At 69.5% G+C, this 25510-nt stretch carries 25 protein-coding genes and 1 pseudogene; 14 read left to right on the forward strand and 12 right to left on the reverse strand.

Features of this window, described 5'->3' with window-relative positions; genetic code table 11:
• On the forward strand, positions 1 to 895 hold an 895-nt coding region (locus tag BZY54_RS22605; protein WP_107419775.1), incomplete at its 5' end, for an IS630 family transposase.
• Positions 896 to 1086: 191 nt separating this feature from the next.
• Here BZY54_RS22605 and BZY54_RS50970 read toward each other — a convergent pair.
• Positions 1087 to 1410: a hypothetical protein gene (locus tag BZY54_RS50970; RefSeq protein WP_086727162.1), complete on the reverse strand. Its 324-nt coding sequence runs from the start codon at positions 1408 to 1410 to the stop codon at positions 1087 to 1089.
• Positions 1411 to 1584: 174 nt separating this feature from the next.
• Between BZY54_RS50970 and BZY54_RS52290 the strand changes: the two genes are divergently transcribed.
• Complete coding sequence (locus tag BZY54_RS52290) at positions 1585 to 2238, forward strand: DUF1540 domain-containing protein (RefSeq protein WP_208640725.1); 654 nt, start codon at positions 1585 to 1587, stop codon at positions 2236 to 2238.
• Positions 2239 to 2264: 26 nt separating this feature from the next.
• Positions 2265 to 2705, forward strand: coding sequence for a CBS domain-containing protein (locus BZY54_RS22620; protein WP_086727163.1), 441 nt, complete (start codon positions 2265 to 2267; stop codon positions 2703 to 2705).
• A 567-nt stretch (positions 2706 to 3272) separates the two neighbouring features.
• Here the strand turns inward: BZY54_RS22620 and BZY54_RS22625 are convergent.
• Together BZY54_RS22625 and BZY54_RS22630 are read right to left on the reverse strand one after the other, a co-directional pair.
• Positions 3273 to 3575, reverse strand: a complete 303-nt coding sequence (locus BZY54_RS22625) for an SHOCT domain-containing protein (RefSeq protein ID WP_086727164.1) — start codon at positions 3573 to 3575, stop codon at positions 3273 to 3275.
• Between the two features lie 350 nt (positions 3576 to 3925).
• Positions 3926 to 4336: an AAA family ATPase gene (locus tag BZY54_RS22630; protein WP_086727165.1), complete on the reverse strand. Its 411-nt coding sequence runs from the start codon at positions 4334 to 4336 to the stop codon at positions 3926 to 3928.
• A gap of 496 nt (positions 4337 to 4832) precedes the next feature.
• On the opposite strand from BZY54_RS22630, the gene BZY54_RS22635 reads away from it, so the two are divergent.
• Together BZY54_RS22635 and BZY54_RS22640 are read left to right on the forward strand one after the other, a co-directional pair.
• A complete protein-coding gene (locus BZY54_RS22635; RefSeq protein WP_086727166.1) occupies positions 4833 to 5063 on the forward strand; it encodes a hypothetical protein in 231 nt (76 codons plus the stop codon).
• Between the two features lie 91 nt (positions 5064 to 5154).
• Positions 5155 to 5559: a pyridoxamine 5'-phosphate oxidase family protein gene (locus BZY54_RS22640; protein WP_086727167.1), complete on the forward strand. Its 405-nt coding sequence runs from the start codon at positions 5155 to 5157 to the stop codon at positions 5557 to 5559.
• Positions 5560 to 5634: 75 nt separating this feature from the next.
• Here BZY54_RS22640 and BZY54_RS22645 read toward each other — a convergent pair whose 3' ends face one another.
• The 7 genes from BZY54_RS22645 to BZY54_RS22670 all read right to left on the reverse strand — a co-directional run bounded on the left by BZY54_RS22645 (position 5635) and on the right by BZY54_RS22670 (position 11417).
• Positions 5635 to 6201, reverse strand: a complete 567-nt coding sequence (locus BZY54_RS22645) for a Uma2 family endonuclease (protein WP_086727168.1) — start codon at positions 6199 to 6201, stop codon at positions 5635 to 5637.
• A 322-nt stretch (positions 6202 to 6523) separates the two neighbouring features.
• Positions 6524 to 6817 carry a PIN domain-containing protein gene (locus tag BZY54_RS50320; RefSeq protein WP_143668095.1) on the reverse strand — a complete coding sequence of 98 codons (294 nt, stop codon included), beginning with the start codon at positions 6815 to 6817 and terminating at the stop codon, positions 6524 to 6526.
• 74 nt (positions 6818 to 6891) lie between these two features.
• Positions 6892 to 8109 carry an FAD-dependent monooxygenase gene (locus BZY54_RS22650; protein ID WP_086727169.1) on the reverse strand — a complete coding sequence of 406 codons (1218 nt, stop codon included), beginning with the start codon at positions 8107 to 8109 and terminating at the stop codon, positions 6892 to 6894.
• Between the two features lie 100 nt (positions 8110 to 8209).
• The gene (catC, locus tag BZY54_RS22655) at positions 8210 to 8491 is read right to left on the reverse strand and encodes a muconolactone Delta-isomerase (protein ID WP_030178745.1); all 282 of its coding nucleotides are present in this window, start codon (positions 8489 to 8491) and stop codon (positions 8210 to 8212) included.
• The gene (catA, locus tag BZY54_RS22660; protein ID WP_086727170.1) at positions 8492 to 9352 is read right to left on the reverse strand and encodes a catechol 1,2-dioxygenase; all 861 of its coding nucleotides are present in this window, start codon (positions 9350 to 9352) and stop codon (positions 8492 to 8494) included.
• Between the two features lie 50 nt (positions 9353 to 9402).
• Positions 9403 to 10512 carry a mandelate racemase/muconate lactonizing enzyme family protein gene (locus BZY54_RS22665; protein ID WP_086727171.1) on the reverse strand — a complete coding sequence of 370 codons (1110 nt, stop codon included), beginning with the start codon at positions 10510 to 10512 and terminating at the stop codon, positions 9403 to 9405.
• Positions 10509 to 11417 carry a LysR substrate-binding domain-containing protein gene (locus tag BZY54_RS22670; RefSeq protein ID WP_086727172.1) on the reverse strand — a complete coding sequence of 303 codons (909 nt, stop codon included), beginning with the start codon at positions 11415 to 11417 and terminating at the stop codon, positions 10509 to 10511. Before BZY54_RS22670 ends, BZY54_RS22665 begins: the two co-directional genes overlap by 4 nt.
• 221 nt (positions 11418 to 11638) lie before the next feature.
• Here BZY54_RS22670 and benA point away from each other — a divergent pair, with 221 nt between their 5' ends.
• Positions 11639 to 13015 carry a benzoate 1,2-dioxygenase large subunit gene (gene benA / locus BZY54_RS22675; protein WP_086727173.1) on the forward strand — a complete coding sequence of 459 codons (1377 nt, stop codon included), beginning with the start codon at positions 11639 to 11641 and terminating at the stop codon, positions 13013 to 13015.
• Positions 13016 to 13023: 8 nt separating this feature from the next.
• Here the strand turns inward: benA and BZY54_RS22680 are convergent, their stop codons facing one another.
• Positions 13024 to 14202 (reverse strand): IS110 family RNA-guided transposase, encoded by a 1179-nt coding sequence (locus BZY54_RS22680; protein ID WP_086727174.1) that lies wholly within the window; start codon positions 14200 to 14202, stop codon positions 13024 to 13026.
• A gap of 235 nt (positions 14203 to 14437) precedes the next feature.
• Here BZY54_RS22680 and benB point away from each other — a divergent pair, with 235 nt between their 5' ends.
• The 4 genes and pseudogenes from benB to BZY54_RS55495 all read left to right on the forward strand — a co-directional run bounded on the left by benB (position 14438) and on the right by BZY54_RS55495 (position 21754).
• The gene (benB, locus tag BZY54_RS22685; protein ID WP_086727175.1) at positions 14438 to 14968 is read left to right on the forward strand and encodes a benzoate 1,2-dioxygenase small subunit; all 531 of its coding nucleotides are present in this window, start codon (positions 14438 to 14440) and stop codon (positions 14966 to 14968) included.
• A gap of 7 nt (positions 14969 to 14975) precedes the next feature.
• Positions 14976 to 17666 (forward strand): benzoate 1,2-dioxygenase electron transfer component BenC, encoded by a 2691-nt coding sequence (benC, locus tag BZY54_RS53440; protein ID WP_086727176.1) that lies wholly within the window; start codon positions 14976 to 14978, stop codon positions 17664 to 17666.
• Positions 17667 to 17727: 61 nt separating this feature from the next.
• The gene (locus BZY54_RS22695; RefSeq protein ID WP_086727177.1) at positions 17728 to 20391 is read left to right on the forward strand and encodes a helix-turn-helix transcriptional regulator; all 2664 of its coding nucleotides are present in this window, start codon (positions 17728 to 17730) and stop codon (positions 20389 to 20391) included.
• Between the two features lie 282 nt (positions 20392 to 20673).
• Positions 20674 to 21754, forward strand: a pseudogene (locus BZY54_RS55495) (benzoate/H(+) symporter BenE family transporter).
• On the opposite strand, the gene BZY54_RS22710 reads toward BZY54_RS55495, so the two are convergent.
• Positions 21655 to 22482: an alpha/beta fold hydrolase gene (locus BZY54_RS22710; protein ID WP_208640726.1), complete on the reverse strand. Its 828-nt coding sequence runs from the start codon at positions 22480 to 22482 to the stop codon at positions 21655 to 21657. The pseudogene BZY54_RS55495 and the gene BZY54_RS22710 overlap by 100 nt on opposite strands.
• A gap of 726 nt (positions 22483 to 23208) precedes the next feature.
• On the opposite strand from BZY54_RS22710, the gene BZY54_RS22720 reads away from it, so the two are divergent.
• The 4 genes from BZY54_RS22720 (at position 23209) to BZY54_RS22735 (ending at position 25312) form a co-directional block, all read left to right on the forward strand.
• Positions 23209 to 23412 carry a cold-shock protein gene (locus tag BZY54_RS22720; protein ID WP_086727180.1) on the forward strand — a complete coding sequence of 68 codons (204 nt, stop codon included), beginning with the start codon at positions 23209 to 23211 and terminating at the stop codon, positions 23410 to 23412.
• Between the two features lie 376 nt (positions 23413 to 23788).
• Complete coding sequence (locus BZY54_RS22725) at positions 23789 to 24061, forward strand: hypothetical protein (protein ID WP_086727181.1); 273 nt, start codon at positions 23789 to 23791, stop codon at positions 24059 to 24061.
• 494 nt (positions 24062 to 24555) lie between these two features.
• Positions 24556 to 24927, forward strand: a complete 372-nt coding sequence (locus BZY54_RS22730) for a CBS domain-containing protein (protein ID WP_341868702.1) — start codon at positions 24556 to 24558, stop codon at positions 24925 to 24927.
• 46 nt (positions 24928 to 24973) lie between these two features.
• Entirely contained in the window at positions 24974 to 25312 is a 339-nt protein-coding gene (locus tag BZY54_RS22735) for an ANTAR domain-containing protein (RefSeq protein WP_244217285.1), read from the forward strand.
• Positions 25313 to 25510: the final 198 nt, after the last annotated feature.

Below are 25510 nucleotides of genomic sequence, written 5' to 3' on the forward strand. Positions count from 1 at the left end.
CTTCAACGAGAGGGGGCTGGACGCACTGGACCCAAAATGGAGCGGGGGACGCCCCAAGACGATCAGTGACCCGGTGCGCGAGCACATCTGCCTGATCGCCCGGACGTCCCCCGCCGACTGGAAGATCACGGCGTTCTCCACCTGGAGCCTGAGCAAGCTCGCTGACCACCTCATCAAACAGAAGGTGACCGCGGCCATCAGCCGGGAGACCCTGCGCCGGATCCTGCGCGCCGGCAAGATCTCCTGGAAGACCACCACCACGTGGAAGGCGTCCACCGACCCCGACTTCATCGCCAAGATGCACCGCGTCCTGGCGCTGTACGACACCCCGCCCGCCGACGGGCGGGTGATATGCGTCGATGAGTTCGGGCCGCTGAACCTGATGCCCCGCAAGGGCAAGGCGTGGGGGCCGGTGAGGCGTCCGCGCAGGCTGCGGGCCACCTACAACCGCTACGGCGGCGTGCGGCAGATGCTCGCTGCCCTCGATCTGGCCACCGGCAAGCTGTACTACCGCATTCGCCCGCGCAAGCGGTGGCGCGAGTTCCTCGACCTCCTCAAGGCCCTGCGCGCCCGCTGGCCCGGTCAGAAGTTGTATGTGGTGCTGGACAACTTCTCCCCGCACAAGCACGCCAAGGTCCGCACCTGGACGGCCGACAACGACATCGAGTTGGTCTTCCTGCCGACCTACGGCTCCTGGCTGAATTGGATCGAGGCCGAGTTCGCGGCTCTGCGCTACTTCGCACTCAACGGGACTGACCACCGCAGCCACGACGAACAGAACGCCGCCATCGCCGCCTACGTCCGCTGGCACAACACCCGCGCGGAACCGAAGACGAACTTCGCGCCTGACTCACCGATCCGATCATGGACCGATTACCCGGCCAAGGCTGCGTGACGAGCCACTAGCCAGGACCGTAGCGCAAGATCACATCGACCCGCACGCTGAGCGAGCGCCCTGCTACCCTCAGTCTCGACAGCCTTCGGGAAAGCGCCGCAATCGACGACTGAGCAGCGTCGGTGCCATGCAGAAGCCCCCCGTCACCGCGCAGCGACGGGGGGCTTCCTGCTGCCTCGGGCCGCAGCGGCTCAGCTGGCCTCGCCCTGGCTGGTGCCGCCCTTCTCCTTGGTGCGCTTGGTGACGCCCTGGATGATCTCCCGGACGCGGCCGAAGCTGACGCCGGTTTCAGCCGAGATTGCACGGAGGGACAGGCCGCCGTCCTGAAGCTCCTTCATGGCGGCTTGGCGCATGGCGCGCACCCGACTATGGGCATCCGGCCACTCATCGAGCAGTTGCGTAAGGCGCTTCGCCCGCTCCGCAGCAGGGACGTCTGGCGAGCCAAGCTCATCGATCGCGTCCAGTACTCGCTGCACCTCCTCCTCTAGCTGAGGGTCTTCCTCGCCCACGATCACCCTTTCGGAACCCTGACGGCCCGACGACCCGCCTGTGCGGGGTACCCTCCACGGAACTCGGTGTGTAGGGTACCCCGCACAGGAGGTAGCCGGAACCGCCTCCTGGTACGAAGCGGCCCCCGGTCGGGGCCTGAGAAACGCCGACCGAGGGCCCACGTCAGATGGAGCTGACGCATGGCAAAGACTACTGAGGCGTGCCTGGGTGTCACCGGGGACGTCTCCGGTGAACTGAAGTCCAAGGCCGCCGAGGTCCTCGCGAAGGTCGCGGTGGACCTTGTGAAGAGCGACCCGAACCGGGCGATCGACACGATCGACTTCGCCATCCTGGTGGGCGCGAAGGCGGGCGGCGATGTGAACGTCTCCCGCCTGGCGCTGGCGGCGGTCGATGGGACAGCCCCGCAGTTCGAAGTCGACCGGTACGTGGGCCGCATGTGGACGGTTCGCCGTCGTCGTACGCGGCGCTGCGCTGGGCTGTGCGGTACGCGCTGGCGTGAATCGCCCGCCCCGCGGGTCCACCACTGCTGTCGGCCCCTGGGCCTGGCCCGGATACCAGGAGGCTTCATGGACACGCCTTACATCAGCGAGTGCGCGGTGGACACGTGCTCTTACAACGTCGGCAACGCGTGCCACGCACGGGCCATCACCTCCAGCGGCCCCCGCGCGCTCAGTGCGACACGTATTTCATCACCTCGTTCAAAGGCGGTGATCCGGCCGCCACCGCGCAGGTCGGAGCATGCAAAATGGCCCATTGCCGGTACACCGTCAAGCTTGAGTGCCAAGCCCGGGGCATTGCCGTTGGTCCCGGCCAGGAAGCCGCGGACTGCCTGACCTACAGCCCGCGCTGAGGAGAAGGTATGAGGGTCTCCGAGGCGATGAGCACTCCGGCCGTTGCCGTCCCGCCTCGGGCGTCGGTGGCGGAGGCAGCCCAGCAGATGGCCGCCCAGGGGGTTGGTTCGGTGCTCGTCGTCGAGGACGGGGTACTACGCGGCATCGTCACCGACCGCGACCTTGCCGTGCGTGGGCTCGGCGCCGACCTGGAACCGGGGTCTCTCGTGGAAGCCGTGATGTCGGAGAATGTCATCACGGTGGGTGCCGAAGACGACGTCCACGTGGCATATCGGCTCTTCCGCCGCTTCGGGGTACGCCGCCTTCCCATTCTGGACAAGCACCGAGTTGTGGGGGTGCTGACCGTGGACGTCTTCCAACGGCTGGCCGACCTCCTGGGACCGATCGCCTGGAGCGTCCTCGAAGAACCGCCGGGCCCGCCCTCAGCGGACGCGTCACGAGGCGTGTGAACGCCTCTAGACAAGGCCGTCGGGCCCCTGCGGCAGGTCGTCCGGTCACTGGTCCGCGGCTGCACGCCGGAAGACACTCGTCCATTCGGCCTGAGCAGCGCGGCAAGGAGTCCGCCGGTCCACCAGCAGTCTTCGCTCTCGCGTCGCTCATGGGATCTGAGCTGCGTGGACGTGGCGACGCGCGGCTGAGGACGGCACACGATCCAGCACGTCATCACCAAGACGGCACCGGCTCGAGAGCGCGGTCCATGTACACGAGGCGGTCGTCGCCCATCACATCACAGCCGCGCTCGCGCTCGACCTGCTCCCGGACGACGCGTACTGGTGCACCGCCGACCCTGGCTGAGTCACCGGCATGTCGTACGGCATCATCGCTACGCTCACGCACAGCGTCCCAGTTCCAGCCAACACCGGTGGCTCCTCGGAACCCGCGGTCGACCAGGCACTGGCAGCCGTCCGTCCGCGGGCATCGGCCAAGCACTTTCACCACCGCCCCCGCATGGAGCCGGACTGACGGGAGACGTGTAGTTCGGGGCGCATCGGAGGCGGCGGGGACTTTACGCCCCTTCAGGAGACAGGAGGTTTGGATTCGCCTGGAGAGGATCCTCGCAGCGTAGCCATACGGCGCTGGTACTCATCCTCGTCGATCTCGCCGCGAGCGAACCGCTCGGCCAGGATCTGCTCGGGGCCGCTACCTGGAGACGTCCCCTGCCAGTTGAGGTGCTGCTGCGTTCTCGGAGGGGTGGGACGGGCCAGAGCCCTGAAGACAAGGATGCCGACGCCGATGATCACCGCCCAGAACAGCAGCGTGCTGAGTGACATCACGAACCAGCCCCAGCCGTTCATGCCGTGTCCATACCAGAACATCATCTCCGCCTCCCTTCCCGGGTGATCCCGGTCGCAAGGCCCGCAGGACAGGTCCCTTGACCTTCATCGTCCTCGCCGTCCGGCAGGAGGGCGATGGGCCGGACGGCCTTGATCCGAGGGTCATCGTGCCCCGCTTGGTGTTGTATCGAGCTGGGCTTCTCCCTGCGAAGGGCGATGACGAGCCCTACCGTGGATGTGCGGAAACGTGACACCCCGAAGAACGTGATGCGCTCCTTCTCGACCGTCGTCTTCCTCGTTCGCCCAGTAGCCGGGCGATACATGCCGGCCGGTCACGACGATCTCTCCCACCTGAGTCGCGGCATACTGGACCGGGCGCTGGAGCTGGGGCGGGGCTACCTGGCCGCCGACCGGGCGGCACCGGCGTCGTCGAGTGGTTCGGGCGCGGGCGGCAGGACGTGCGCCCATTCCGGGAAGAGCGGGCGCAGCGCGCCGGCCAGGGCGGACAGGCCCAGACCGTCCACCCGAGAGTGGGCCTGGCGTACGGCGTCCACGACGGGACCGAGGGTGAGGGCCTCACGGAACGGCAGGCAGCCGGCCACGAGCACTCCGTCGAGCGCGAGGGTCTCCAGCGCCTCCTGGATCAGCCGGGTCTTGCCGATGTCGGCCTCGCCCTCGATGAGGACGGCCGCGGGGGTGGCTGCGGTGAGGGCGCGCACGGCCCGGTCGAGTTCCGCCGACCGTCCGATCAGCCGGGGTCCGAGGACTGCGGGCGGCTCATCCGGGATCGCCGGTTGTTCTGCCAAGGCCGTACCTCCCTCCCCGGGCCGCTACCCGGACCGTTCCCTTCCGTGTCGGACGTTCACCGGATCCGTCGCGGAACCCAACTACTACTGTTCCGCCGCTCCTTCCACCACCTGAACACCCTTCTTCCCACAGGCCGACGGGGCTTGTTCGGCCCGCCGTGCCCCCTATTCGTTCGCCGCCGGACCATTCTGTTCCGCCGGGCGGCCACTGACCAGGGAATATACGGGGCTTCCCGGTGATCCCCCTGCGGCGCGGGCTGCGCCCGGGCTCCCGGGCTGGCGCAGGTCCACGTCCTGGCTGGTCATCGAGGTGTGTGAGGAAGCCGGCCCCTAGCCCTGCCGGCCGTGCTCGCCCTGGCGGTCACCGCCCGGTCCGGTCAGCCCGTCCGGCCGTGCCTGCGGCTGCCGGTGACGGTGGTCGACTTCGGCGCCACCTGGAGCAGCACCTGCAGGTCAGCCCTGCCACTCAGGTCCGAGGGCGAGGACCTCCTCGGCCGTGGGCAACAGGACACGGGCGGCCGCGCAGGGCTTCACCGCCGATGCCCCAAGCAGCCGGTGCCCGCCGGCCGGCTGCCGCGGTGGGCCCGCCGCAACTGTTCGCGGCGACGATCCGGTCGACGTACTCGTCGTGGAGAACGCCGTTGCCTACCACCCGGCCCACCTGAAACGGTCCGGCGCGCTGATAGGCGACGGCCGCGGCTGGAACACCTGCTGCCTGGTCCGCTGAAGGCATCGCTTCTTTTGGGCCGCGAGACCTAGGGCGATGGTCCGACGCGCTGCCCGATGCGTTCCATCACGCAGGTTGGTGGGATACCGGAGTGAGTGATCTTGCCAACGAGCCAGGGCCAGCCGTCCGTCTGCGCTTGGCCGAGGAGAAGAATGTCTGGCTGTGCACGGTGCGTCCGGATGGATCTGCCCACGTCACGCCCGTCTGGTTCGTCTACCAGAGTTCCAGGTGGTGGATTGGTTCGGATCACAGCTCCGTCAAGGTCAGAAATATCCACAAGGAGCCCCGTGTCTCCCTGGCTTTGGAGGATGGCCGGTTCCCGGTCGTCGCCGAAGGAGACGCATCGTTGATCCGTGAGGAGTTCCCCCGCGAGGTCGTGACCGCGTTCGAGCAGAAATATGGGTGGGATGTATGCGCTCCCACCCGCCCCGGAAGCAAGCGTGTGCTGCTGGAAGTGCATGTACGTCGCTGGCTGTTGGCTGGCGTGGCCCAGTGACGGCGGCGGCAGCCGCAGGTCCACCACTCAGGGGGAAGCTCCGGATTCCCCGGCATCCGGGTTGCCCGGGATGCGTCACAGCGCTCCGAGATCGATCTCCACGGGGAAGGGCGCACCGGCCTTCACGGTCCCAGTGAACACCTCGCCCTGGCGGTAGGAGCCGCTCGCCGGGTCGAGGAGGTAGGTGTACATCAGCGGAACCGTGCCGGGGGACTGCTCGACCCGCCAGTAGAAGGCGATGCCCGCTCGAGCGTACTGCTCGAGCTTTACGATCCGGTCGGTGGTCTCGGAGCCGGGCGAGACAACCTCGACCACGAGCAGCACGTGCTCGGGGCGGGTCGGTGTGACGTCGATGCTGTCCGCCCGGTAGACGGTCACGTCCGGGCGGCGGTTGGTGAGCGGGACGTCCTGCAACCGGACGTCGAAGTCCGTGTCCGCGTTCCACTCCGGGCCTGCCGCCGCGTCCAAGGCGTTGGCCAGGATCCGGGTGAGGCGGTTGTGCCGTTTGGACGGGCTCGGACTCACGACGACCATCCCGTCCACGATCTCGATACCCGCACACTGCTCCTCGGACCAGGAGTCGTACTGCTCTGCGGTGATCTGCGTGTGCATCCACGCGGGAGCGATCATCTCGGCGGTCACGGTACACCTCCCCTGGGTCGATGAATGAAGCCGACGCTGCCAGCCCAGACTACTGGCTCCCGCGAAGCCTCGAGGCTGCGGATGGGCGGATGTGGCGGATCGGCTCGCGAGGCCCGGGCCCGATGGCGCGGCCCGGGTGCACGCCGGGGTGCGCATCACGCCGTAGCGCGGGGGTGCGAACATGAGGGCGGCGGAGACGGTCGGCGGCTTGGGCCTGGATCTTCTGCCTCTGTGACGCAGCCAGGTGATCATCCTGTGGCACAGCGCGTCCTTCGCCCCGTGCGTGAGCCCGGAGCCCGGCGGTGCATCAGCGCTGCTGTCCTCACACGCCGGCTCGTGTCTCGTGGTTGCGGCTGAGGCGAGGGGTGCCGCCGCTGGCAGCGTCTGTTTCTCCCTTGCGTGGTGAGGCTGCCTGCAGGTCGTCGGGCAGGAGCCCGAAAGCGGGGTGAGGGGTCAGCGGGAGGATGGCGCCAAAGTCACGCCTGTCGAGGGTGCGCACGGTATCCGTCTCGTACTGTCCGGCTCGGACGACGTTCACCGAATCCACAAGATCCAGCTTCAGCTCCGCGTACCGGCCGCGGACGGTACGCGCGGTGCGCAATGCATCGGCGGACACACCTCCGGGACGGGTACCGTGCCCCGGCGCAGCAGTGGCTTGACCTGCCGGGCCGGGGCGAGCGCGGGAGCCCCTCATGCCTCTCCAGAGGCGTGGAAAGCATGGATCCAGGCGAGGTGCCGGTCGAACGCGTCCGGGGCGGCGAGCCGCGCGTCGCGTCGGCGCTGCGCCTCACCGTCGGGCAGATGCAGGACGTCGCCTGTGGTGATCGATGCCGTCTGCACGCGGCGGGTCCGGGCATGTCGTAGCTGTTCATAGCGTGCGCGGGCCTCCTCCCAGTCGCTGTCGGCCAGGAGACAGTCGGCGAGGACGATGGCGTCCTCGATCGACTGGTTCGCACCCTGACCGTGGTGGGGGACCATCGCATGCGCGGCATCGCCGAGCAGGGTCACCCGGCCCTTCGACCACGATTCCAGGGGCGGGCGGTGAAAGAGCGCCCAGCGCTCGGTGACCGGGACGGCACTGATCATCTGCACGATCGCCGGGTGCCACTCGGCGAACATGGTGAGGTGTTCGCCCTCGCGCTCGACCGGTGTCACCCAGCTGGAGGCGGACCAAGGCTCCGGTGTGCGCTGGACGAGGAAGAAGTTCTGGTCACCGTTGCCGATCGGGTAGTGCAACAGGTGGCCACCGGGCCCCATCCAGAACTGGATCGCCTCCGGATCGGGCAGCAGATCGAGCTTGTCGGCCGGCACGATGCCACGCCAGGCCGACGAGCCGGAGTACAGCGCGTCGTCGTAGCCGAGCAGGAGGCGGCGTACGGCCGAGCGGGCGCCGTCGGCTCCGATCACGAGATCGGCTTCGGCCGAGGAGCCGTCGGCGAAGTGGAGACGGGCCTGCGCGCCGGAGTCGTCGATGTCGACAAGCCGCTTCTTGAGGTGCAGACCCTCCACCCCGCTCCCTGCACCCGGGCCGGCGAGCGCGCCGAGCAGGATCCCCTGAAGGTCGGCTCGGTGGATGCCGTAGTACGGCGCTCCGCAGCGCTGGTGGTAGTCGGCACGCGAGAGCACCCGGCCGACCACGTCGCCGGTGCGTCCGGAGCGGAGGACCAGGCCGTCCACGTCGGCCGCCGCCGCGGCGAGCGGCTCGGTGAGGTTGAGCCGCGCTTGCAGATGGCGCACCGAATTGGCCGAGAGCGCGACGGCGGCGCCGACTTCGCGCAGCTCCTCGGCCTGTTCGTAGAGGTGTACCTCCCACCCCTTGCGGCGTAGCTCCAGGGCGAGGGTCAGCCCGCCGATGCCGGCGCCGACGATGGCGATCCGAGGTGTCGTGGAGCGAGTGGCGGTGCTCATGCAGAGTGTCTTTCGTCCGAGGCGCAGGGGGAGGTGGTGGAAGGGAGCGGGGCTGCTCGACCGGGTCGTTCCGGTCGAGCAGCCCCGTGGTGGCAGACGGCTATCCGTGGATGTCGGACGGGTGTGTCGCCAGCGGCGTCACCGCGATGTCCATGTAGGGGAACAGCGGCAGGTCGGACAGGATCTGGTGGAGCTCGTCGCCCGACTCGACCTCGAAGATCGAGTAGTTCGAGTACTCGCCGACGATCCGCCAGATGTGGGGCCACTTGCCGGCCCGCTGCAGTTCCTGCGAGTACGCCTTCTCCCGGGCGACGGTCGCAGCCCGGACTTTGGGGTCGAGGTCGTGCGGGATCCGCACGTCCATCCGCACGTGGAAGAGCACTCAGGCCTCCGGGTCGAGGACGAAGGAGTACGCCACGGTTGCCGAGCCGTCGGCCTGCTGCTGCGGGGCGAGCAGCAGTTCCGGCTTCACCGCCGAGGCGATGTCGTCGTCGTTGTGGGCGTCGCCGGGGAAGTAGAGCTGCGCGGTGAGCAGCTGGTAGCCCGGAGCGGAGACCTTGACGTGGATGTGGGCCGGGCGCCAGGCGTGCCACCCGGCCGCCTCGATGAGCGCGCCGCAGGCACCGTCGGTCGGGATCTGGTACGGCGCGGGCTGGACCGTGTGGATCTCGAAGGAGCCGTCGGGGCCGACGTGGTTCGTGCCACGCAGGTTCCACTCCGGCAGGTTGGGGGCGAACTGGCTGTAGAAGCCGTCGTCGTCGGCGTGCCAGATCTCGACCTTCGCGTCGGACAGGGCGGTGCCGTCGACCGCGGTGACGGTGCCGGTCCAGGTGAGCGGCGTGCCCCCCTCGCCCTCGCGCATCGGGACGGTGCCGACACCCTTCTCGTCGGAGATCACCGGCGAGTTCGGGACGTAGTACGGGCCCTCGATGGTGCCCTTGTTGCCCTGGCGGTCGGAGGTGGCGACCTCCTCGACCACGTGCTCGACCCAGACGTCCAGGAAGAGCGGCCACTCGCCGTCGAGCCCGACCTGGATCAGCCACGCCTTGAGAGCGTTGTACTCGGCGTAGGTGACGTTCTCCTCGCGGATGGTGGCGTGGACGGCCTCGAGCACGCGGCGCGCGAGCTTGTCGGCGCGCTCCTTCGGCACGTCCTTGACCGCCTCGTAGGGAGACTTGTCGTTCTGGAAGCGCGCGGTGGCGTTGGCGCCGGAGGCGGCGGCGCTGGCAACCTCAGAGGTCATGGTGCTTCTCCTGTCGCTTGGTTCTCTCGGCCCAGGGGGCCCGTAGTGGATCAGGCCCGACCATCGGTGCGGTAGCGAGCGAGCTTGTCGGGGTCGATCGTGACGCCGAGGCCGGGTCCGGACGGCACGCTCAGGCGGCCGTCACGGATCTGGAGCGGCTCGGCGAGCAGGTCATCGCTCATGTCCAGGAAGTTGGACAGCTCCCCCGCGCGGCGCGAAGTCAGGCGGTAGGCCGCCGCGAACGCGACTGCGCACGCGGTGCCGAGCTGGCCGTCGATCTGGTTGCCGATGACGGCCTCGATGCCGAGCCCCTCGGCCAGGTGGTGCACGCGCTGAGAGACGGTGAACCCGGTGCGCGCCGTCTTGATCGAGATGGCCGTCGCCGATCCCCCGAGGATCTCCCGGGTGACCTCGGCGGGCGTGGTCGCGGACTCGTCGGCGATCGTGGGCACCGCGGTCCGAGCGACCAGCCAGCGGCGGCCCAGGACGTCGTCGGCGGGGCAGAGCTCCTCGGCGAAGAGCAGGTCGAGGTCGGCCATCTCGCGCATCGCTGCGGCCGACTCCGCCGGCGACCAGCCGCGGTTACCGTCGACGTACAGCTCCGCCTCGGCACCGAAGTGCTCCCGCAGCGCGCGCACCACCGCGGTGTCGAGTGATATCGGGTGCCGTCCCACCTTCACCTTGAAGGTGGTGATGCCGTACGTGGAGCGCATCCGCTCGGCCTCGGCCACCATCTTCTGCGGCTCCTCGAAGCCGAGCATGTGGCTGACCCGCATCCGGTCGGTGTAGCCGCCGAGCAGGTCGCTGACCGACTGGCCCAGGGTCTGACCGAGCGCGTCCCAGATGGCCATGTCGATCGCCGACTTCGCGGTGGGGTTGCCGATCGTGCGGTGCATCCGCTGGTGGGCGACCTCGCGCTGGAGGAGCGTCAGGCCGGCGATCTGCGGGGCGAAGACGTTCTCGATGACCGCCACGATGCCCTGCTGCGTCTCGCCGTAGGTGAAGGGCCGGGGTGGTGCCTCGGCGACGCCGACGATCCCGTCGTCGGTGTGGACCCGGACGAGCACGTGCTCGGCCGCGTGCACCTCGCCGGAGGCGAACTTCAGCGGCTTGAGGTAGGGGATGGAGAACGGGATCGCCTCGACCCGGACGATCTTCATGCAGGCTCCTCGGTAGGGACGGAGGCCGCGCCGAACGTGGCGGTCAGCAGTGCGACGACGGCGTTGACGAGCGGGTTGTCCTCGTCGGCGCGGCGCCCCAGCGCGAGGCCCACCGAGCCCGCGTCGGCGACATCGCGGAAGACGACGCCGTCCAGGGGGAGGGAGCGGACGCCGGCCGGGGCGAGTGAGACCCCGAGGCCGGCGGCCACCAGCGCCAACAGGACGGAGGTGCCGGGTGCCGCGTGCTCGCGGTGGGGCACGAACCCGGCGGTACGGCAGGCGCGCGTGACCGCGTCGTTGACCACCGACTGGCGGGCGTCGTAGAGGATGAACGGCTCGGCGCTCAGGTCGGCCATCGCGATGATGGGCTCGGCCACGAGACGGTGATCGGCGGGCACGGCCAGGACCAGCGGCTCTTCGTCGAGCAGGCTCAGCTCGATGCCCTCACCCGCCGCGGGCGGCCGGAGCAGGCCGAGGTCGATCGTGCCGGCGCGCAGCGCGTCGCACTGCTCGGAGGTGAGCAGGTCGGCGTGGATCTCCAGCGCCACACCGGGCAGCTCGCGCTTGAGCAGCCGGGCGATCCGGGGCAGATGCGAGAACGACGACGTGCCGGTCAGGCCCAGGCGCAGCAGGCCGTGCCGTCCGGCCGCGATCCGCCGTACGCCGCGCAGGCTGTCGTCCAGGGCGCCCAGGATGCGGGCCACCTCGGTCTGGAGGAACTCACCGGCAGGGGTGAGCGAGACCTGTCGCGTGGTGCGGTTGAACAGCGTGACGCCGAGTTCGGTCTCCAGCTGACGGATCGCCTGCGAGAGCGCGGGCTGGGCGACGTGGAGGCGCTCTGCGGCACGCCCGAAGTGGCAGGTCTCGGCCACGGCGGTGAAGTAGCGCAGGTGCCGCAGGTCCATGACGCCCGTCCTCAGGTCGGCAGATCGGCTGGAGTCCCAGTGACGCCAAGTCGTGCCCGTCACACTAGGTCGGGCAATCCATAGGGGGCAAAGACATGTTTCGACTCGATTAAGAGTGGCTGCTTATTAATGGAGTGCTAGGTCAGGACTAGGCATTTACCGGGTACGAGGCTCGCCATAGTGATGCGACGGTCGATGCCATCGATTTCCTGGAGGGCACCATGACCGAGTTGCAGGAGCGTCGCATCGGCCCGTACCGCCGCGTCAGCGAGTTGTTGGACCAGGCTGTCGTCGATGACCGGGAGGCGGGTGTCATCCGCGCCAACCGGCAGATCTTCACCGATGACGAGCTCTTCGAGCTGGAGATGAAGCACATCTTCGAGGGCAACTGGATCTACCTCGCGCACGAGAGCCAGGTCCCCGAGCCGGGCGACTACGTCACGACGTACATGGGCCGGCAGCCCGTCGTGATCACCCGTGACAAGGACGGCCGGCTGCACCTGCTGATCAACGCCTGTGCGCACCGCGGCGCCATGCTGTGCCGCAGGAAGACCGACAACCGCACCACGCTGACCTGTCCCTTCCACGGCTGGACGTTCCGCAACGACGGCGCCCTGCTCAAGGTCAAGGACCCGGACGGCGCCGGCTACCCGGACAGCTTCGACACCGACGGCTCGCACAACCTCACCAAGGTCGCCCGCTTCGACTCCTACCGGGGCTTCCTGTTCGGCAGCCTCAACCCCGACGTCGTGGAGCTCTCCGAGCACCTGGGCGACGCGACGAAGGTCATCGACATGCTGGTCGACCAGTCGCCGGACGGCCTGGAGGTGCTCCGGGGCTCCTCCACCTACACCTACGACGGCAACTGGAAGGTCCAGGCCGAGAACGGTGCCGACGGCTACCACGTCACCGCCACGCACTGGAACTACGCGGCCACCACCTCGCGCCGCGACACGGGCGAGTCGACGAACGCCACCAAGACCCTGGACGCCGGCAGCTGGGGCAAGTCCGGAGGCGGCTACTGGTCCTACCCGAACGGCCACCTGTGCCTGTGGACCTGGGCGGCCAACCCCCAGGACCGGCCTCTGTGGGACCGGATGGAGCAGCTGAAGCAGACCTACGGCGAGGCCAAGGGCGAGTTCATGGTGAAGGGCTCCCGCAACCTCTGCGTCTATCCCAACGTGTATCTGATGGACCAGTTCTCCACCCAGATCCGCCACTTCCGCCCGATCGCGCCGGACAAGACCGAGGTCACCATCTACTGCATCGCCCCGAAGGGGGAGAGCGCCGAGTCGCGGGCCTGGCGGATCCGGCAGTACGAGGACTTCTTCAACGCCTCCGGCATGGCGACCCCGGACGATCTCGAGGAGTTCCGCTCCTGCCAGCTGACCTTCCGCGCCACCGTAGCCCCGTGGAACGACATGAGCCGCGGCGCCGAGCACTGGGTCTCAGGCCCTGACGAGGTCGCGACCGCGCTCGACATGCCGGGCGTCGTCTCGGCCGGCAAACGCAACGAGGACGAGGGCCTCTACCCGGTTCAGCACAGCTACTGGCTCGAGACGATGCGCGCCGCCGTCGCCGCCGAGGAGGATTCCTAATGGAGTTGTCAAGCTGCGAGGGTGACTGGTGGTGTGAGGCTGTAGCACCGTCCGTCGCGCAGCAGTGCCCACGGGACGTTGACTCGTCGGCGGGCGAGCGCGAGGACCGCTTGGACGTGTCGTTTGCCTTCGGCGCGCTTTCGGTCATAGAAGCGACGGGACTCGTCGCAGCAGCGGATGCTGATCAACGCCGAGGTGTAGAAGACGCGTTGGAGGCGTCGGCTGTATCGCTTGGGCCGGCTGATCCTGCCCGAGTCCCGGGCCGCGGGAGCGACCCCGGCGAAGCCGGCGAGGCGGTCGGCGTTCTCAAAGATGTCCATGTCACCGCCGGTGGCCGCGATGAACTCGGCGCCGAGCAGGGGGCCGATGCCGGGCAGGCTGCTGATCACTTCGGCGTGCCGGTGCTCGCGAAACCGACCCTCGATGAGCTTGTCGATCTCGGCGATCTTCTCGTTGAGGGCCATCACCTCCTTAGCGAGCGAGTGCACGACCTGGGCAGTGATCTTCTCTCCGGGGACGGCGGTGTGCTGTCCTTCGGCGGCCTGGACAGCCTTGGCCGCGAGCTGGTCAGGGCGTATGACCTTGCGGTTGCGCAGCCAGGTGGTCAGCCGGCGCGCACCGGTGCGGCGGATGGCGGCCGGGGACTGGTAGCCGGTCAGCAGCACCAGTGGAGCGACGTTGGCGAGGTCGAGTTCGCGTTCCAGGCCGGGGAAGATCCCGGTGAGATGGCCGCGGAGTCGGTTGACGGTGCGGGTCTTGTCGTCCGACAGGTCACGGCGGCGGCCGGTCAGGACCTTGAGTTCGGTGACCCGTTCATCGTCGGGCCGCAGGGGCATCAGGTCGCGGCGGACACGAGCCTGGTCGGCGATGACCGCGGCGTCCTTGGCGTCGGTCTTGCCGTCGCCGCGGTATCCCTCGGAGGCCCGGTTGACGGAGCGGCCGGGGATGTAGAGCAGGTGCTGCCCATGGTTGAGCAGGATCGCGATCACGAGGGCGGCGCCGCCGTCAGCCAGGTCGATGCCCCAGGCCGTAACCTCGCCCAGCGCAAGGACATCGGCCATGAGCTGGAGCAGTTCCGTTTCATCGTTGGCCACGCGGCGGGACAGCAGGCGTTTGCCGGTGTCGTCGATCACCACTGCGTGGTGATGGGTCTTGCCGGCGTCGATGCCGGCCCAGATCGCTGTCACTCGTCTCTCCACGGGTTGCTTGCTGTCGTGCACCACAGACGACCTCGCTGTCGAGTCCCTACAGAGCGATCAGTGCCGCAATTCCTGATGAGCAGCCGAGTCGTCGTGGGGGCCGGGCGGCGAATCCTCAGCAGCCACGATCGGCAGAGAACTGAAAGCCACACCCGGCCCCCCTGGGTGAGCCAACCCTACGAATGGCTCGCTCATCCCGATCAACAAGGTAGGGAGAACTGAGATGACCACACCACCGACCGGGTCCGCACCCGCCGAGGCCAGGCTGATCACGCAGAACGCCATCGAGCAGTTCCTCTACCGCGAAGCCCGCTACCTCGACGACCGCGAGTTCGAGAAGTGGCTGGCCTGCTACGCCGACGACGTCGTCTACTGGATGCCCTGTTGGGCCGACGACGACCGGCTCACCGAGGATCCGCAGACCGAGATGTCGCTGATCTACTACGCCAACAAGGGCGGTCTGGAGGACCGGGTCTTCCGCATCCGCACCGAGCGCTCGTCGGCGACGTCGCTCCCCGAGCCGCGGACCTCGCACAACATCAGCAACGTCGAGGTGATCGAGCGCCGCGGTGATGTGGTCGACGTGCGCTTCAACTGGCACACGATGTACTTCCGCTACAACACCGTCGACCCGTACTACGGCACGTCGTTCTACACCATGGACTTCTCCGGCGAGCAGCCGCTGATCCGTCGCAAGACCGTGATCTTGAAGAACGACTACATCCACCACGTCGTCGACGTGTATCACTTCTGAGGTCCCCATGACGTCCACCAGGCTCGAGGCATCCCGCGAGGCGGCGACCCATCAGGTCGCGCTCGCTTTCGAGGACGGGGTCACCCGGTTCATCACTTGTCGCGCGGACCAGACGGTCGCGGACGCGTCGTACCGCCAGCGCATCAACATCCCGCTCGACTGCCGCGACGGTGCCTGTGGAACGTGCAAGGCGTTCTGCGAAGCAGGTGAGTACGAGCACGGCATCTACATCGACGACGCTCTGTCCGCCGACGAGGCCGCACAGCGCTATGTGCTGCCGTGCCAGCTGCGACCGAGCACCGACCTCGTGCTGCAGATCAACAGCACCAGCGAGGTGGCCAAGACCAGCGCCGCCGCCTACACCGGCACCGTCGCGGGCATCGACCGGCTCAGCGCCACCACGATCGAGCTCTCGGTGGACCTCCCGAACCGGGCCGATCTCGCCTTCCTTCCCGGGCAGTACGTCAACGTGGCCGTGCCCGGCACGGACGTCACACGGTCCTACTCCTTCAGCAACGCGCCGAGCGAGGAGCGGCTGACCTTCCTGGTCAAGCTCACCCCGGGCGGCGTCATGTCCGAGTGGCTCGACCAGCGTGCCGCCGTCGGCGACCAGCTCACCCTGACCGGTCCGCACGGCTCGTTCTTCCTGCGGGAGGCAGACCGTCCCGCGGTGCTCCTCGCAGGCGGCACCGGCCTGGCGCCGATCCTCTCCATGCTGCGCAAGCTCCGCCTCGAGGACTCGCCCCGCACGCTCCACCTCATCTACGGCGTGTCCAGCGACACCGACGTGGTCAAGCTCGACGAGCTCCGCGAACTGGCCGCCGCGCTGCCGCACTTCACCTGGGACCACTGCGTCTCCGATCCGGCCACCACCGCCCGCAACCAGGGCTATGTGACCGCGCTGCTCAGCCCTGACCATCTGCACGACGGTGCCGCGGCCGTCTATCTGTGCGGCCCGCCCCCGATGGTGGAGTCGGTGCGTACTCACGTGGCCGAGGCCGGCATCGAGCCGTCCGGCTTCTACTACGAGAAGTTCGCGCTGGCCGCGACGGCCACGACCGCCGAGACGAGCCCGCCGCGCGCCGTGGAGCCGGTGGGCGTCGCGCCCTGCGAGCAGCTGCTGCTCTCGCCCGACGCCCGCGGCCACGCCGGCCAGGAGATCCTTCCGGCGACGGCGCTGGCACCCCTTGCGGCCACCATCGCCTCAGAGGCGGTGCCTGCCGACGGCCCTGACGACACGGTCCGGCGGATCGCCGGCCAGCTGGTCGCACCGCCGTCGGCCGGGGCCGCGGCGGACCAGGCGCGGACGGCGCTCGACGTCGACGGCGCGCTCCTGCCGGACGCGGACGCGCGGACGGTGACCGGTCAGCAGGTCTTCGCCGCGATCGAGGAGCAGGCCCCGACCACCATCGCCGAGGACGGCTACCAGATCGGAGAGGAGCACCCCGACATCCAGGCTTCCGACGCCCTCTTCGAGGCGCGCGAGGCGCTGGAACTCGGCGCGCTCGAACTCACCATCGGCCGGCTCACCTCACAGCAGCTGGCCGGCTACCGGCTCCTGGCCGAGTCCACGGTGCCGTACGTCGACACAGCGCGTGCGCGGTTCACCGACCCGCACCGCTACACCGAGACGAACGCCGCTTTCCACGACTACCTGCTCGCCCTGACCGGCAACGCCCATCTACTACAGGCCTACCAGGCGCTGGGGGTGAAGGCCCGGATGGAGGAGGTGCTGCGCGAGGCGACCTGGTGCCACCCCCATTGCGCCCAAGACCACCTGGACATCGTCGCGGCCTTCGAGGCCGGCGACCGCGGGCAGGCCCGGACGCTGATCGCCGCGCACGCCGAGCGGTCCAAGCAGACCATGCGCCGCGCGATGTCCGACCGCGTCGCGAGCACCACGCCGCGGTTCATCGCTCCCGGCCGCTTCACCGGCAGGGTTGTCATCGTGACCGGCGCCGCCCAGGGCATCGGCGAGGCGGTCGCTCGGCGGATCGGCGCCGAGGGCGGACAGCTGGTGCTGGTCGACCGCTCGGAGCTGGTCCGCGAGGTCACCGCCGACCTCGCCGCCACCGGGGTCCCTGCTCGCGCGGTCTGCGCCGACCTCGAGCAGTACGACGGTGCGGCCGCTGTGGTGCGCGAGACGCTGGCGGCGTACGGGCGGATCGACGTGCTGATCAACAACGTCGGCGGCGCGATCAACTTCAAGCCGTTCGTCGAGTTCAGCGCCCCCGAGATCGACGCCGAGGTCACCCGCTCCATGATGACCACGCTCTACGCCTGTCGCGCGGCGCTCCCCGCCATGGTCGCAGCGGGCCACGGCGTGATCGTCAACGTCTCATCGGCGGCCACCCGAGGCATCCACCGGATCCCGTACTCCGCGGCGAAGGGCGGCATCAACGCGATCACCGCCTCGCTCGCCATGGAGTACGCCGACGCGGGGGTGCGCGTCGTGGCGACGGCGCCCGGCGGCACCGACGCCCCGCCGCGACGCATCTCCCGGGGCACCCCTCAGCCCACGAACCCAGTGGAGCAGGCGTGGTTCCAGGCCCACATCGACCAGACACTGGAGTCGTCGCTTCTGCACCGCTACGGGACACTGGACGAGCAGGCCGCGGCGATCTGCTTCCTCGCCTCGGACGAGGCCGCCTACATCACCGGGACCGTGCTGCCGGTCGCGGGCGGCGACCTCGGATGAGCCGCGACTTCATCGCCTGATCCCAGGGACACGGCATAAAACAACGGCATTGCGTCCAGGGGTGACAGTGATCATCGAACGAGCCGGATGCGTCGGACGCGAGCACGAGCTCGCCGAGCTCGAGCAGCGACTGGCCGCCACCCGCACATCGGGAGCGGCAGCGGTGCTCGTCCTCGGTGACCGGGGGATCGGCAAGACAGCGCTGCTCCGGACGTTCGTCAGCACGACCGGCGCTCCGACCCGCCATGCCCAGGCCGTGGCCTGGGAACGGCACGAGGCGGGCGCCGTCCTGCGGCAGCTCCTGCGCCGGGAGCCTCCGCTCCACCCCAGCCACGCTGCCGACCGCCTGGCAGCCGGGCTGGGGGAGCAGCCCACGCTGATCGTTGTCGACGATGCCGACCTGGCCGACGACCTCTCGCTCGATGCCCTCCGCTCGGTACGGCACCGCCACCCCGAGATACCAGTGCTGATCGTGCTCTCGGCCACGCACGGTGCACCACGGCTGAGCGAACTGGCCGACGACGCGCTCCGCATCGAAGGGCTGGAGGCGTCGGCCATCGTCGAGCTCGCCGCGCTGCGCGGGCGCATGCTCCCCCCGAGCATGGCGGCCGCGCTCACGCGTCACACCGACGGGAACTCACGGGACGCGCTCGCGCTGCTCGACGAGCTGCCGCCGGCGCGGTGGATCCGCCCCGACCGGGAGCTGCCGGCGCCTGGGCACGTCCGTGTCGAGGTGACGCGCGCCCTGGCTGATGCCGGGCCTGCGGGACGCGCGCTCGCCGAGGCGCTCGCCGTCCTGGGCCCGGGCGCGGAGCTCGGACACGCCGCGGCGCTGGGTGCCCTCGAGGATCCGCTCGCCGCGCTCGACGACCTGCGCAGCAGCGGCCTGATCGATCCCCGGCCGATCCACGAGCCTCGGTGGCGCACACCGTTGACCGCGACGGCGGTGCTGGAGACCATGGGGGCGCGTGACGCGGCCGAGGCGCATCGACGTGCCGCGCAGATCGTGACCGACCCGGTCGCCCAGATGCGCCATCTGGCCGCCGCGACGCCGGTCCCCGACGACGATCTGGCCGAGCGGATCACCGTGCTGGCGATCCAGCGTGGTGAGGACGGCGCCTGGGCGCAGGCCGCGGACCTGTTCCGGGATGCCAGCAGACTCACCTCGGACCCGGCGCCCAGGGACGAACGGCTGATCCGATCGGTCGACGCACTCGTTGCCGCAGGCGACTGTGCCGGTGCGAGCGCACTCGTCTCGACGGTGGAGGGCATGCGGGAGACCCCGCTGCGCAATGCCGCACTGGCGTATCTCGCGATCGTGCGAGGTCGAGCCAACGAGGCCGAGGTGCGACTCAGGCGGGCGTGGGAGATCGTCAACGCGACACGGGACCCGGCCACCGCGGCGCTGATCGCGCAACGGCATGTGCTGCACTCACTGGCTCAATGCCGAGGCGCCGACCTGATCGACTGGGCCGACCGCGCCATCGAGCTGGCCGGGCCCGACTCGGGCGCGGGCATCGAGGCGGCCGCCATCCGAGGGCTCGGCTTCGCCGTGTCCGGCCGGTTCGCCGAAGCACAGACGGCGTACAGCGCCCTGGCGAGCACGGTACGGCACGGCGCCCAGGCACAGCGGGTGCAGATGGGCCACGGCTGGCTCGGCGTCCTGAACGACGATCCGGACGAGGCTCGCAGCCGTCTCGAGGGCGTCACCGATCCGTGGGTTCTCGGTGGCTCGACACGGATCTCGCTGTGGGCTCTGGGCTGGCTCGCCCGAGTGCAGTTCCTGACCGGCGAGTGGGACCTGGCCATGGCCTCGGTCGCCCGCGGACGCCTACTGGCCGCGAGGTCGGGGATCGTGCTGGTCACGCCCCTGCTGGAGTGGTCCGCTGCCGAGATCCATGTGCTGCGGGGCGAGTGGGAGTCCGCCTCCGAGGCTGCCCGTGCCGCCGAGGCCGAGGCCCAGGGGTACGAGATCATGCGGGTGCCGACGCTGCTGGCCCGCGCCCACCTGGCCGAGGCGCGCAGCGACTACGCCGGCGTACGCCGCATCCTGGCGCCGTTCGCCCAGGCCCGGCCCGGCAGCTCGCTCACCGAGCCCGGCATCTGGCCGTGGGCCGACACGCTGGCGGGAGCGCTCATCACCGATGGGCGTCTCGACGAAGCGGACCAGCTGCTCGCCCCGCACGAGCGGCGCGCGGCCGAGGAGAGTCACCACTCCGCACAAGCCCGTCTTGCCGCTGCGCGCGGCCGGTGGCACGGGGCCCGAGGGGAGCTCAACCAGGCCCGAGGATCCTTCGACGCCGCCCTGGCCCAGCTCGACGGATTGCCGCTGCGCTACGAGCAGGCCCGCGTCACCTTCGTCTACGGGCAGACTCTGCGGCGAGCCGGCCAGCGCCGCGACGCCGAGGTCATGCTCGCCACCGCCCGCGACCTCTGGGACGCACTCGGTGCACGGACCCGCGTCGAGGCCGCGGATCGTGAGCTGCGAGCCGGCGGAGTCCGCGCGCCACAGGGCCCGCGGACGCCCGGGGAGCTGACTCCACAGGAGGAGACCGTCGCCCAGATGGTCGCCTCGGGGCTGTCCAACCGCGAGGTTGCGGCGCGGCTGTTCATCTCGCCGAAGACCGTGCAATTCCACCTGACCCGTATCTACGCGAAGTACGGCCTGCGCAGCCGGACCGAGCTCGCGGCCCGCGCCGCCGAACAACAGGAGCCTCATCGGTGACCACCCGCCTCCAGCCCGCCGCGGTCGCGGCTCATCCACGTGCCTTCGGACGCCTCGAACTCGCCAACGGCTTCGTCGGGCTTCCTCTTCTCCTGTACCGGCCCGGTGGCCGTGATCCTGGCGGTCGGCCAGTCGGCCAGTCGGCCAGTCGGCCGGCCTCTCGAGCGCCGTCGTCGCCTCCTGGGTGAGCGCTGTGTTCTGTCTCAACGGCGTCCTCACCATAGTCGCGTCGCTGTTGAGCCGGCAGCCGTTGGTTACTTCTGGACCATTCCGGGCACCGTGGTGGTCGGTCAGGCGAGGTCCGCCGGTACGACGTGGCCCGAGGTCGTCGGCGGCTTCTGCATGGCGGCGGCGCTGCTTGTGCTGCTGGGGCTGAGCGGTCAGGTCGACCGCGTGATGCGACTGCTGCCGATGCCGATCGTGATGGCAATGGTGGCGGGGTCTTCCTGAGCTTCGGCACTGATCTGGTCCGGGCCGTCGACACCGACCTCGCAGTGGCCGGGCCGATGGTGATCGCCTTCATCGTGGTCAGCGCGGTGCCGCGTCTGGCTCGGTGGCGGCCCGCCGTCCTGGTGGCACTGGCGCTCGGCGCCGTCGCCGTCCTGCTCGGCGATCACACGGGCGTCGGACTCTCCGGCCGCTGGCTGGCGCACCCGGTCTGGACGACTCCGAGGTTCACCGGCTCGGCCTTCGTCCAGCTCACCATTCCGCTGCTGGTCACCGTCCTTCTGGTGCACAACGGTCAGGGGATGGCGGTGCTACGCAGTGCCGCGCACGAGCCGCGGATGAACCAGATCACCGCCGTCTGCGGCGTGACATCACTCCTCAGCGCGCCGTTCGGCGGCGCCTCGACGTGTCTGGCAGGGCCGACCAATACTCTCGTCACCGCCTCGGGCGAGCCACGTCGCCACTACACGGCGGCGATCTGGCGCGGGGTGCTCGCGATCGGGTTCGGTCTCCTCGCCCCAGGCATGGTCCGGGTCATCACGACCATGCCCGCGGCGTACGTCGCGGCGCTGGGGGCCTGGCGATGCTCAAGCCGCTCCAAGGAGCGTTCCAGACCACGTTCGTCGGCCCCTACGCCACCGGGGCGCTGGTGACCTTCCTTGTCACGGTCTCTGACATCACTGTGTGGCACATCGGAGCAGCGTTCTGGGGGCTGCTGGTCGGAGCAGCGGTGCGCCTCGTGCTGGAGCGGGAGCGGCGCGTTCGTGGCCAGGCAACGGTCGCCCTGAGCGGCCTGATGTCGCCGGTGGCGCCCCCTCAGTTGCCGACGAAGCGTGCGAGCAGGCCGGTGAAGACGTCGGGCGCTTCGAGGGGCGGCGTGTGGCCGACACCTGCGACCACCTCGAGCGTGCCGTAGGGCGCCCGTTCGGCCATCCCGGCACCGAAGCGTCCCTGGTCGAAGGGGTCGTGTTCGCCGACGACGACGAGCACCGGGAGCGGGCAGGCGTCGAGCACCGGCCCGTAGTCCGGGCGGTCGGCACGGGCACGCAACGCTCGGGCGGCCCCGACCGGATCGGCGGCCCGCATCATGGTGCGCGCGTGGATGACCGCCGCCGCGGAAGCGCCGTCGAGGCGCAGCAGCTGCGGCAGGAACTCCTCGGCGTACTGGCGGATGCCCTCACGCTCGAGCCGGGCCGCCAGATCCCGACGCCCCTGGGCGACCTCGGGCAGGTCGGTGTGCGCCACGGTGTCGACCAGGACCACGCGTGTGACCAGATCGGGGCGGGCGGCGTAGGTGTCCAGCGCGACCTGGCCTCCCATGGAGTAGCCGACCAGGGCGACCGGCGGCAGCGCCAACTGGTCGATGATCGCCGCGACCGCGGTGCTGTAGGCCGACATCGTCGCCGGCTCCTCCGGTACGGCGCTGGCGCCGAAGCCGGGGAGGTCGACGGTAATGACCCGATGACCGCGCGCGCTCAACGCAGCGACCTGAGCACGCCACATGCTCTGGTCGAACAGGAAGCCGTGCAGTAGCACCACCGGCATGCTGGAGCCGTCGCCCGTGCCGCCGGTGTCGCCGTAGAACACTCCGTCCACGCGGGCGACCTCGCAGCCGGCGGGCGGAAGGCTGGTGGCGTCAGGCACGGTGGGGCACCTTCCTGATGATCACACGAAACGGCGGGATAGCCCTCGGTGGTGGCGGTGTGGGGCCTCCAGCCTAGAGGGTGGGTCGGCACGATGCCGAAGGGATTGTTGAGGGTGAAGACGAAGGTGACGTCTTGGTCAGCCGTCGCCCGTGCTCCATCTTCTCGCCCTCGGAGAACCACACGAAGCCACCCGGACTGCGACGCTGGACGTGTCCGCCCGGACACCGGCCGGGACCGCCTGTCCGCCACAGTGCTCTGACGTATGACGTCGAGCGCGGCACCTCCACCCCCATGCTGCTGACTCGCGTCCGGCAGGCGTCCGCGTGGTCCCCGGGGCTGTACGCCCGCCGCGGTTTCGGTGCGGTCGCTGTCCACATCGCACGGTCTGACCCGGCCGCCCGCCGACGGGTTGGTCGCGGTCTACTTCCGCAAGTCCGGACGCCACCACGAGCCGAGGCTCAGAACGGAGCGTCGCTGCGGGCGGTCGCCTTCAACGGCTCGCGGCAGTGCCTGCACCGGCGCACGACGGGGCTGGCGGGGTTTGGACCTGGCAGTGCCCCGGCAAAGGGATTAGCGTAATCAACAGAGCAGTCGTGGTTCCGAAGTCGTTCGCCCGCGGTCACTTTGCCCGCGGGCGCTTTGCTGCGCAGCCCTCTCCGGACCAGGGCGATCACCTCCGGATCCGCAGCACCGTGCGGGCCGAACACCCTCGAAGGAGACAGGCATGGCCAAGGGCACTGTGAAGTGGTTCAACGCGGAGAAGGGCTTCGGCTTCATCGCGCAGGAGGGCGGCGGCCCGGACGTCTTCGCCCACTACTCCAACATCGCCGGTCAGGGCTACCGCGAACTGCAGGAGGGCCAGCACGTGGAGTTCGACGTCACCCAAGGCCAGAAAGGCCCCCAGGCGGAGAACATCCGCGTCGTCTGACCCAAGCACCCGAACAGGCCCGGCACCGAGGTGCCGCCTTTCCGTGTCCGACCGCGCTCACCCATGACGTCGAGCGCGGCCCTCCACCCCCGAGGCTGGCCCGCTCCCGCAACATCTCCGTCCGCTCCCAGCGGCAGGTGGGGCCCGGCGACGACGCGGCCGCTCGGCATGGTGCCTCACGCGCCCCGCCGCCAGCCGTCGGGGTTGATCACAGCGGCCTACGGCACATTTCCGATGTATTCCGACTGGCCTCGTGATAAGCCTCAAATCGCCTTGTTCGGTGACATCATGAGTAATGAATTCCGCAAATGACGGTCGCCCGACCGGGCGACCCTGGAGCCTCTTCCTGCTTTCAGTACGGGAAGGCGGTGAGCACGTGAGCGACACCGAGCAGGAGCCCACTGCGGCCGAAGGGACAGAGGCGGAGACCACCCCCGAGGAGTCGCAGGCCACGACTGAGGCCGGCCCTGAGCAGGGCGAAGAGCCGACCCCCGAGTCGGCGCAGACGGGAGTTGAAGAACCCGCCGCTACCGCAGCCGAGGAGGCCGGGGCTGAAGAGCCCGCGACCAGCGCGGCGGAGGAGGCCGGGGCTGAAGAGCCGGCGACCAGCGCGGCGGAGGAGGCCGGGGCTGAAGAAGCCGAGGAGTAGGAGAATGGCTGTGCGCGATGACCGTCGCGCACAGCCGCGACGGCAGTCGCGAAAGCGGGCTCGGGAAGCCCCCGAAAGCGGACTGGGGTTTTCCGCGGACTGCTCGGTATAGAGATCAAGGACAGTGGGTAGCGCGAGCTGACGGAAGGTGAGCATGCCACCTTCGAGATCGGGCAGGGGTCAAGAGGGGTCGCAGGCTCAGAACATTGTCTGCGGCTGGCGGGGTGGAGTTTCAGTGAGGCGGCTGCTGGCCCGGCAGCCAGCTTGCGCTCGTTCAGTCGACGGCTCAGTCGGGGAGCGGAGAGGGGGAAAGCGGCGCGGGAGCTGTGCGCCGCTTCCTTACATTTTGTGAGGGTGCCGGCGGAGCCCAGTGTTGTTGATGACCCACTCCGCGGTGCTGCGGGATCTGATCGGCGTCGGCGACGTCCCCGGCACCCGGGGTGGTTTTGCTCCCATGATCGGCTCGCTGGCGCCGAGAGATCGCTGCAGCAGGCATCGGACCAAGCACGTCGGTGCAGAAGGTCGCCACCGTGATGCGGGACGAGAACATCGGCGCCGTGCTGGTGGTCGACAACGGCCGACTGCGCGGGCTGGTCACCGACCAGGAGCTGACCGTGTGCATTTTCGCCGACGGCAGTGATGGGGCCAGTCGCACCGTGGCCGAGGCGTGCAGCGGCGAGCTGGTCACCGTCGCGCCCGACGACGATGTCGACCAAGCCGTGCAGCTGATGCGGTCCAAGGCGTTGAGCCGGCTCCCGGTCGTCGACAACGGTCGACGGGTCGGCGTCATCGCCCTGAGCGACCTCGCCTTGGAACGCGACATCGACTCCGCCCTGGGCCCTCAGGGTCGCGACCCACATGCTTAACCACCGTAGCCACTGGCGGCAGACCACCCCGGCAATGGGAGCAACCGTGACGCCCCAGCGCCCCGACCTTGCTGCGGACCAGCCCGAGCCGGAAACGGACGGCGAGATCGCCACGGAGCTGGCGCTGCTGCGCGAGGAGAACGCGCAGCAGCGTCACGCTCTCGCATCCCGGCCATTGATCGACCAGGCCCGCGGCATGATCATGGCGATCGGCCGCTGCACGTCTGTCGAAGCCTGGCCGGTGCTGATGGCCGTCTCCCAGCACGGCAACGTCCAACTGCACACCGTCGCCCAGCAGCTGGTGGCCACGACTGCCGACCACCAGCTGCCCGCGCCGATACGCCGCGCCCTGGGCCAGATACTGCGGGCCAGCCGCCGCAGATGAAGCAAACAGCAGCTCGGGCAGCCACGGCTCGCCGCTGTCCCCGTCGCCACTCGGGACTTCGGCATGGGGAATGCGAAGCATCGCGCCGAGGCAGTGGAATGTGGGACACGCCGATTGCTTGCCTCGATGGCCCGGCTGTTTTTCGCCCCATACTCTCGGCGCTGTGACGCTGACAGGGGGAAGTACAGGCTGGGGCCG

The sequence above is a fragment of the Streptomyces carpinensis genome (genome assembly GCF_002154505.1).
Classification (GTDB): domain Bacteria; phylum Actinomycetota; class Actinomycetes; order Streptomycetales; family Streptomycetaceae; genus Streptomyces; species Streptomyces carpinensis.

Bases quoted from the DNA above. Each gene is read 5' to 3' on its own strand.
- BZY54_RS22620 (WP_086727163.1), top strand. From the start codon at position 2,265: ATGAGGGTCTCCGAGGCGATGAGCACTCCGGCCGTTGCCGTCCCGCCT.
- catA (WP_086727170.1), bottom strand. From the start codon at position 9,352: ATGACCTCTGAGGTTGCCAGCGCCGCCGCCTCCGGCGCCAACGCCACC.
- BZY54_RS52290 (WP_208640725.1), top strand. From the start codon at position 1,585: ATGGCAAAGACTACTGAGGCGTGCCTGGGTGTCACCGGGGACGTCTCC.
- benC (WP_086727176.1), top strand. From the start codon at position 14,976: ATGACGTCCACCAGGCTCGAGGCATCCCGCGAGGCGGCGACCCATCAG.
- BZY54_RS22720 (WP_086727180.1), top strand. From the start codon at position 23,209: ATGGCCAAGGGCACTGTGAAGTGGTTCAACGCGGAGAAGGGCTTCGGC.
- benA (WP_086727173.1), top strand. From the start codon at position 11,639: ATGACCGAGTTGCAGGAGCGTCGCATCGGCCCGTACCGCCGCGTCAGC.
- BZY54_RS22670 (WP_086727172.1), bottom strand. From the start codon at position 11,417: ATGGACCTGCGGCACCTGCGCTACTTCACCGCCGTGGCCGAGACCTGC.
- BZY54_RS22625 (WP_086727164.1), bottom strand. From the start codon at position 3,575: ATGATGTTCTGGTATGGACACGGCATGAACGGCTGGGGCTGGTTCGTG.
- benB (WP_086727175.1), top strand. From the start codon at position 14,438: ATGACCACACCACCGACCGGGTCCGCACCCGCCGAGGCCAGGCTGATC.
- BZY54_RS22665 (WP_086727171.1), bottom strand. From the start codon at position 10,512: ATGAAGATCGTCCGGGTCGAGGCGATCCCGTTCTCCATCCCCTACCTC.
- BZY54_RS22650 (WP_086727169.1), bottom strand. From the start codon at position 8,109: ATGAGCACCGCCACTCGCTCCACGACACCTCGGATCGCCATCGTCGGC.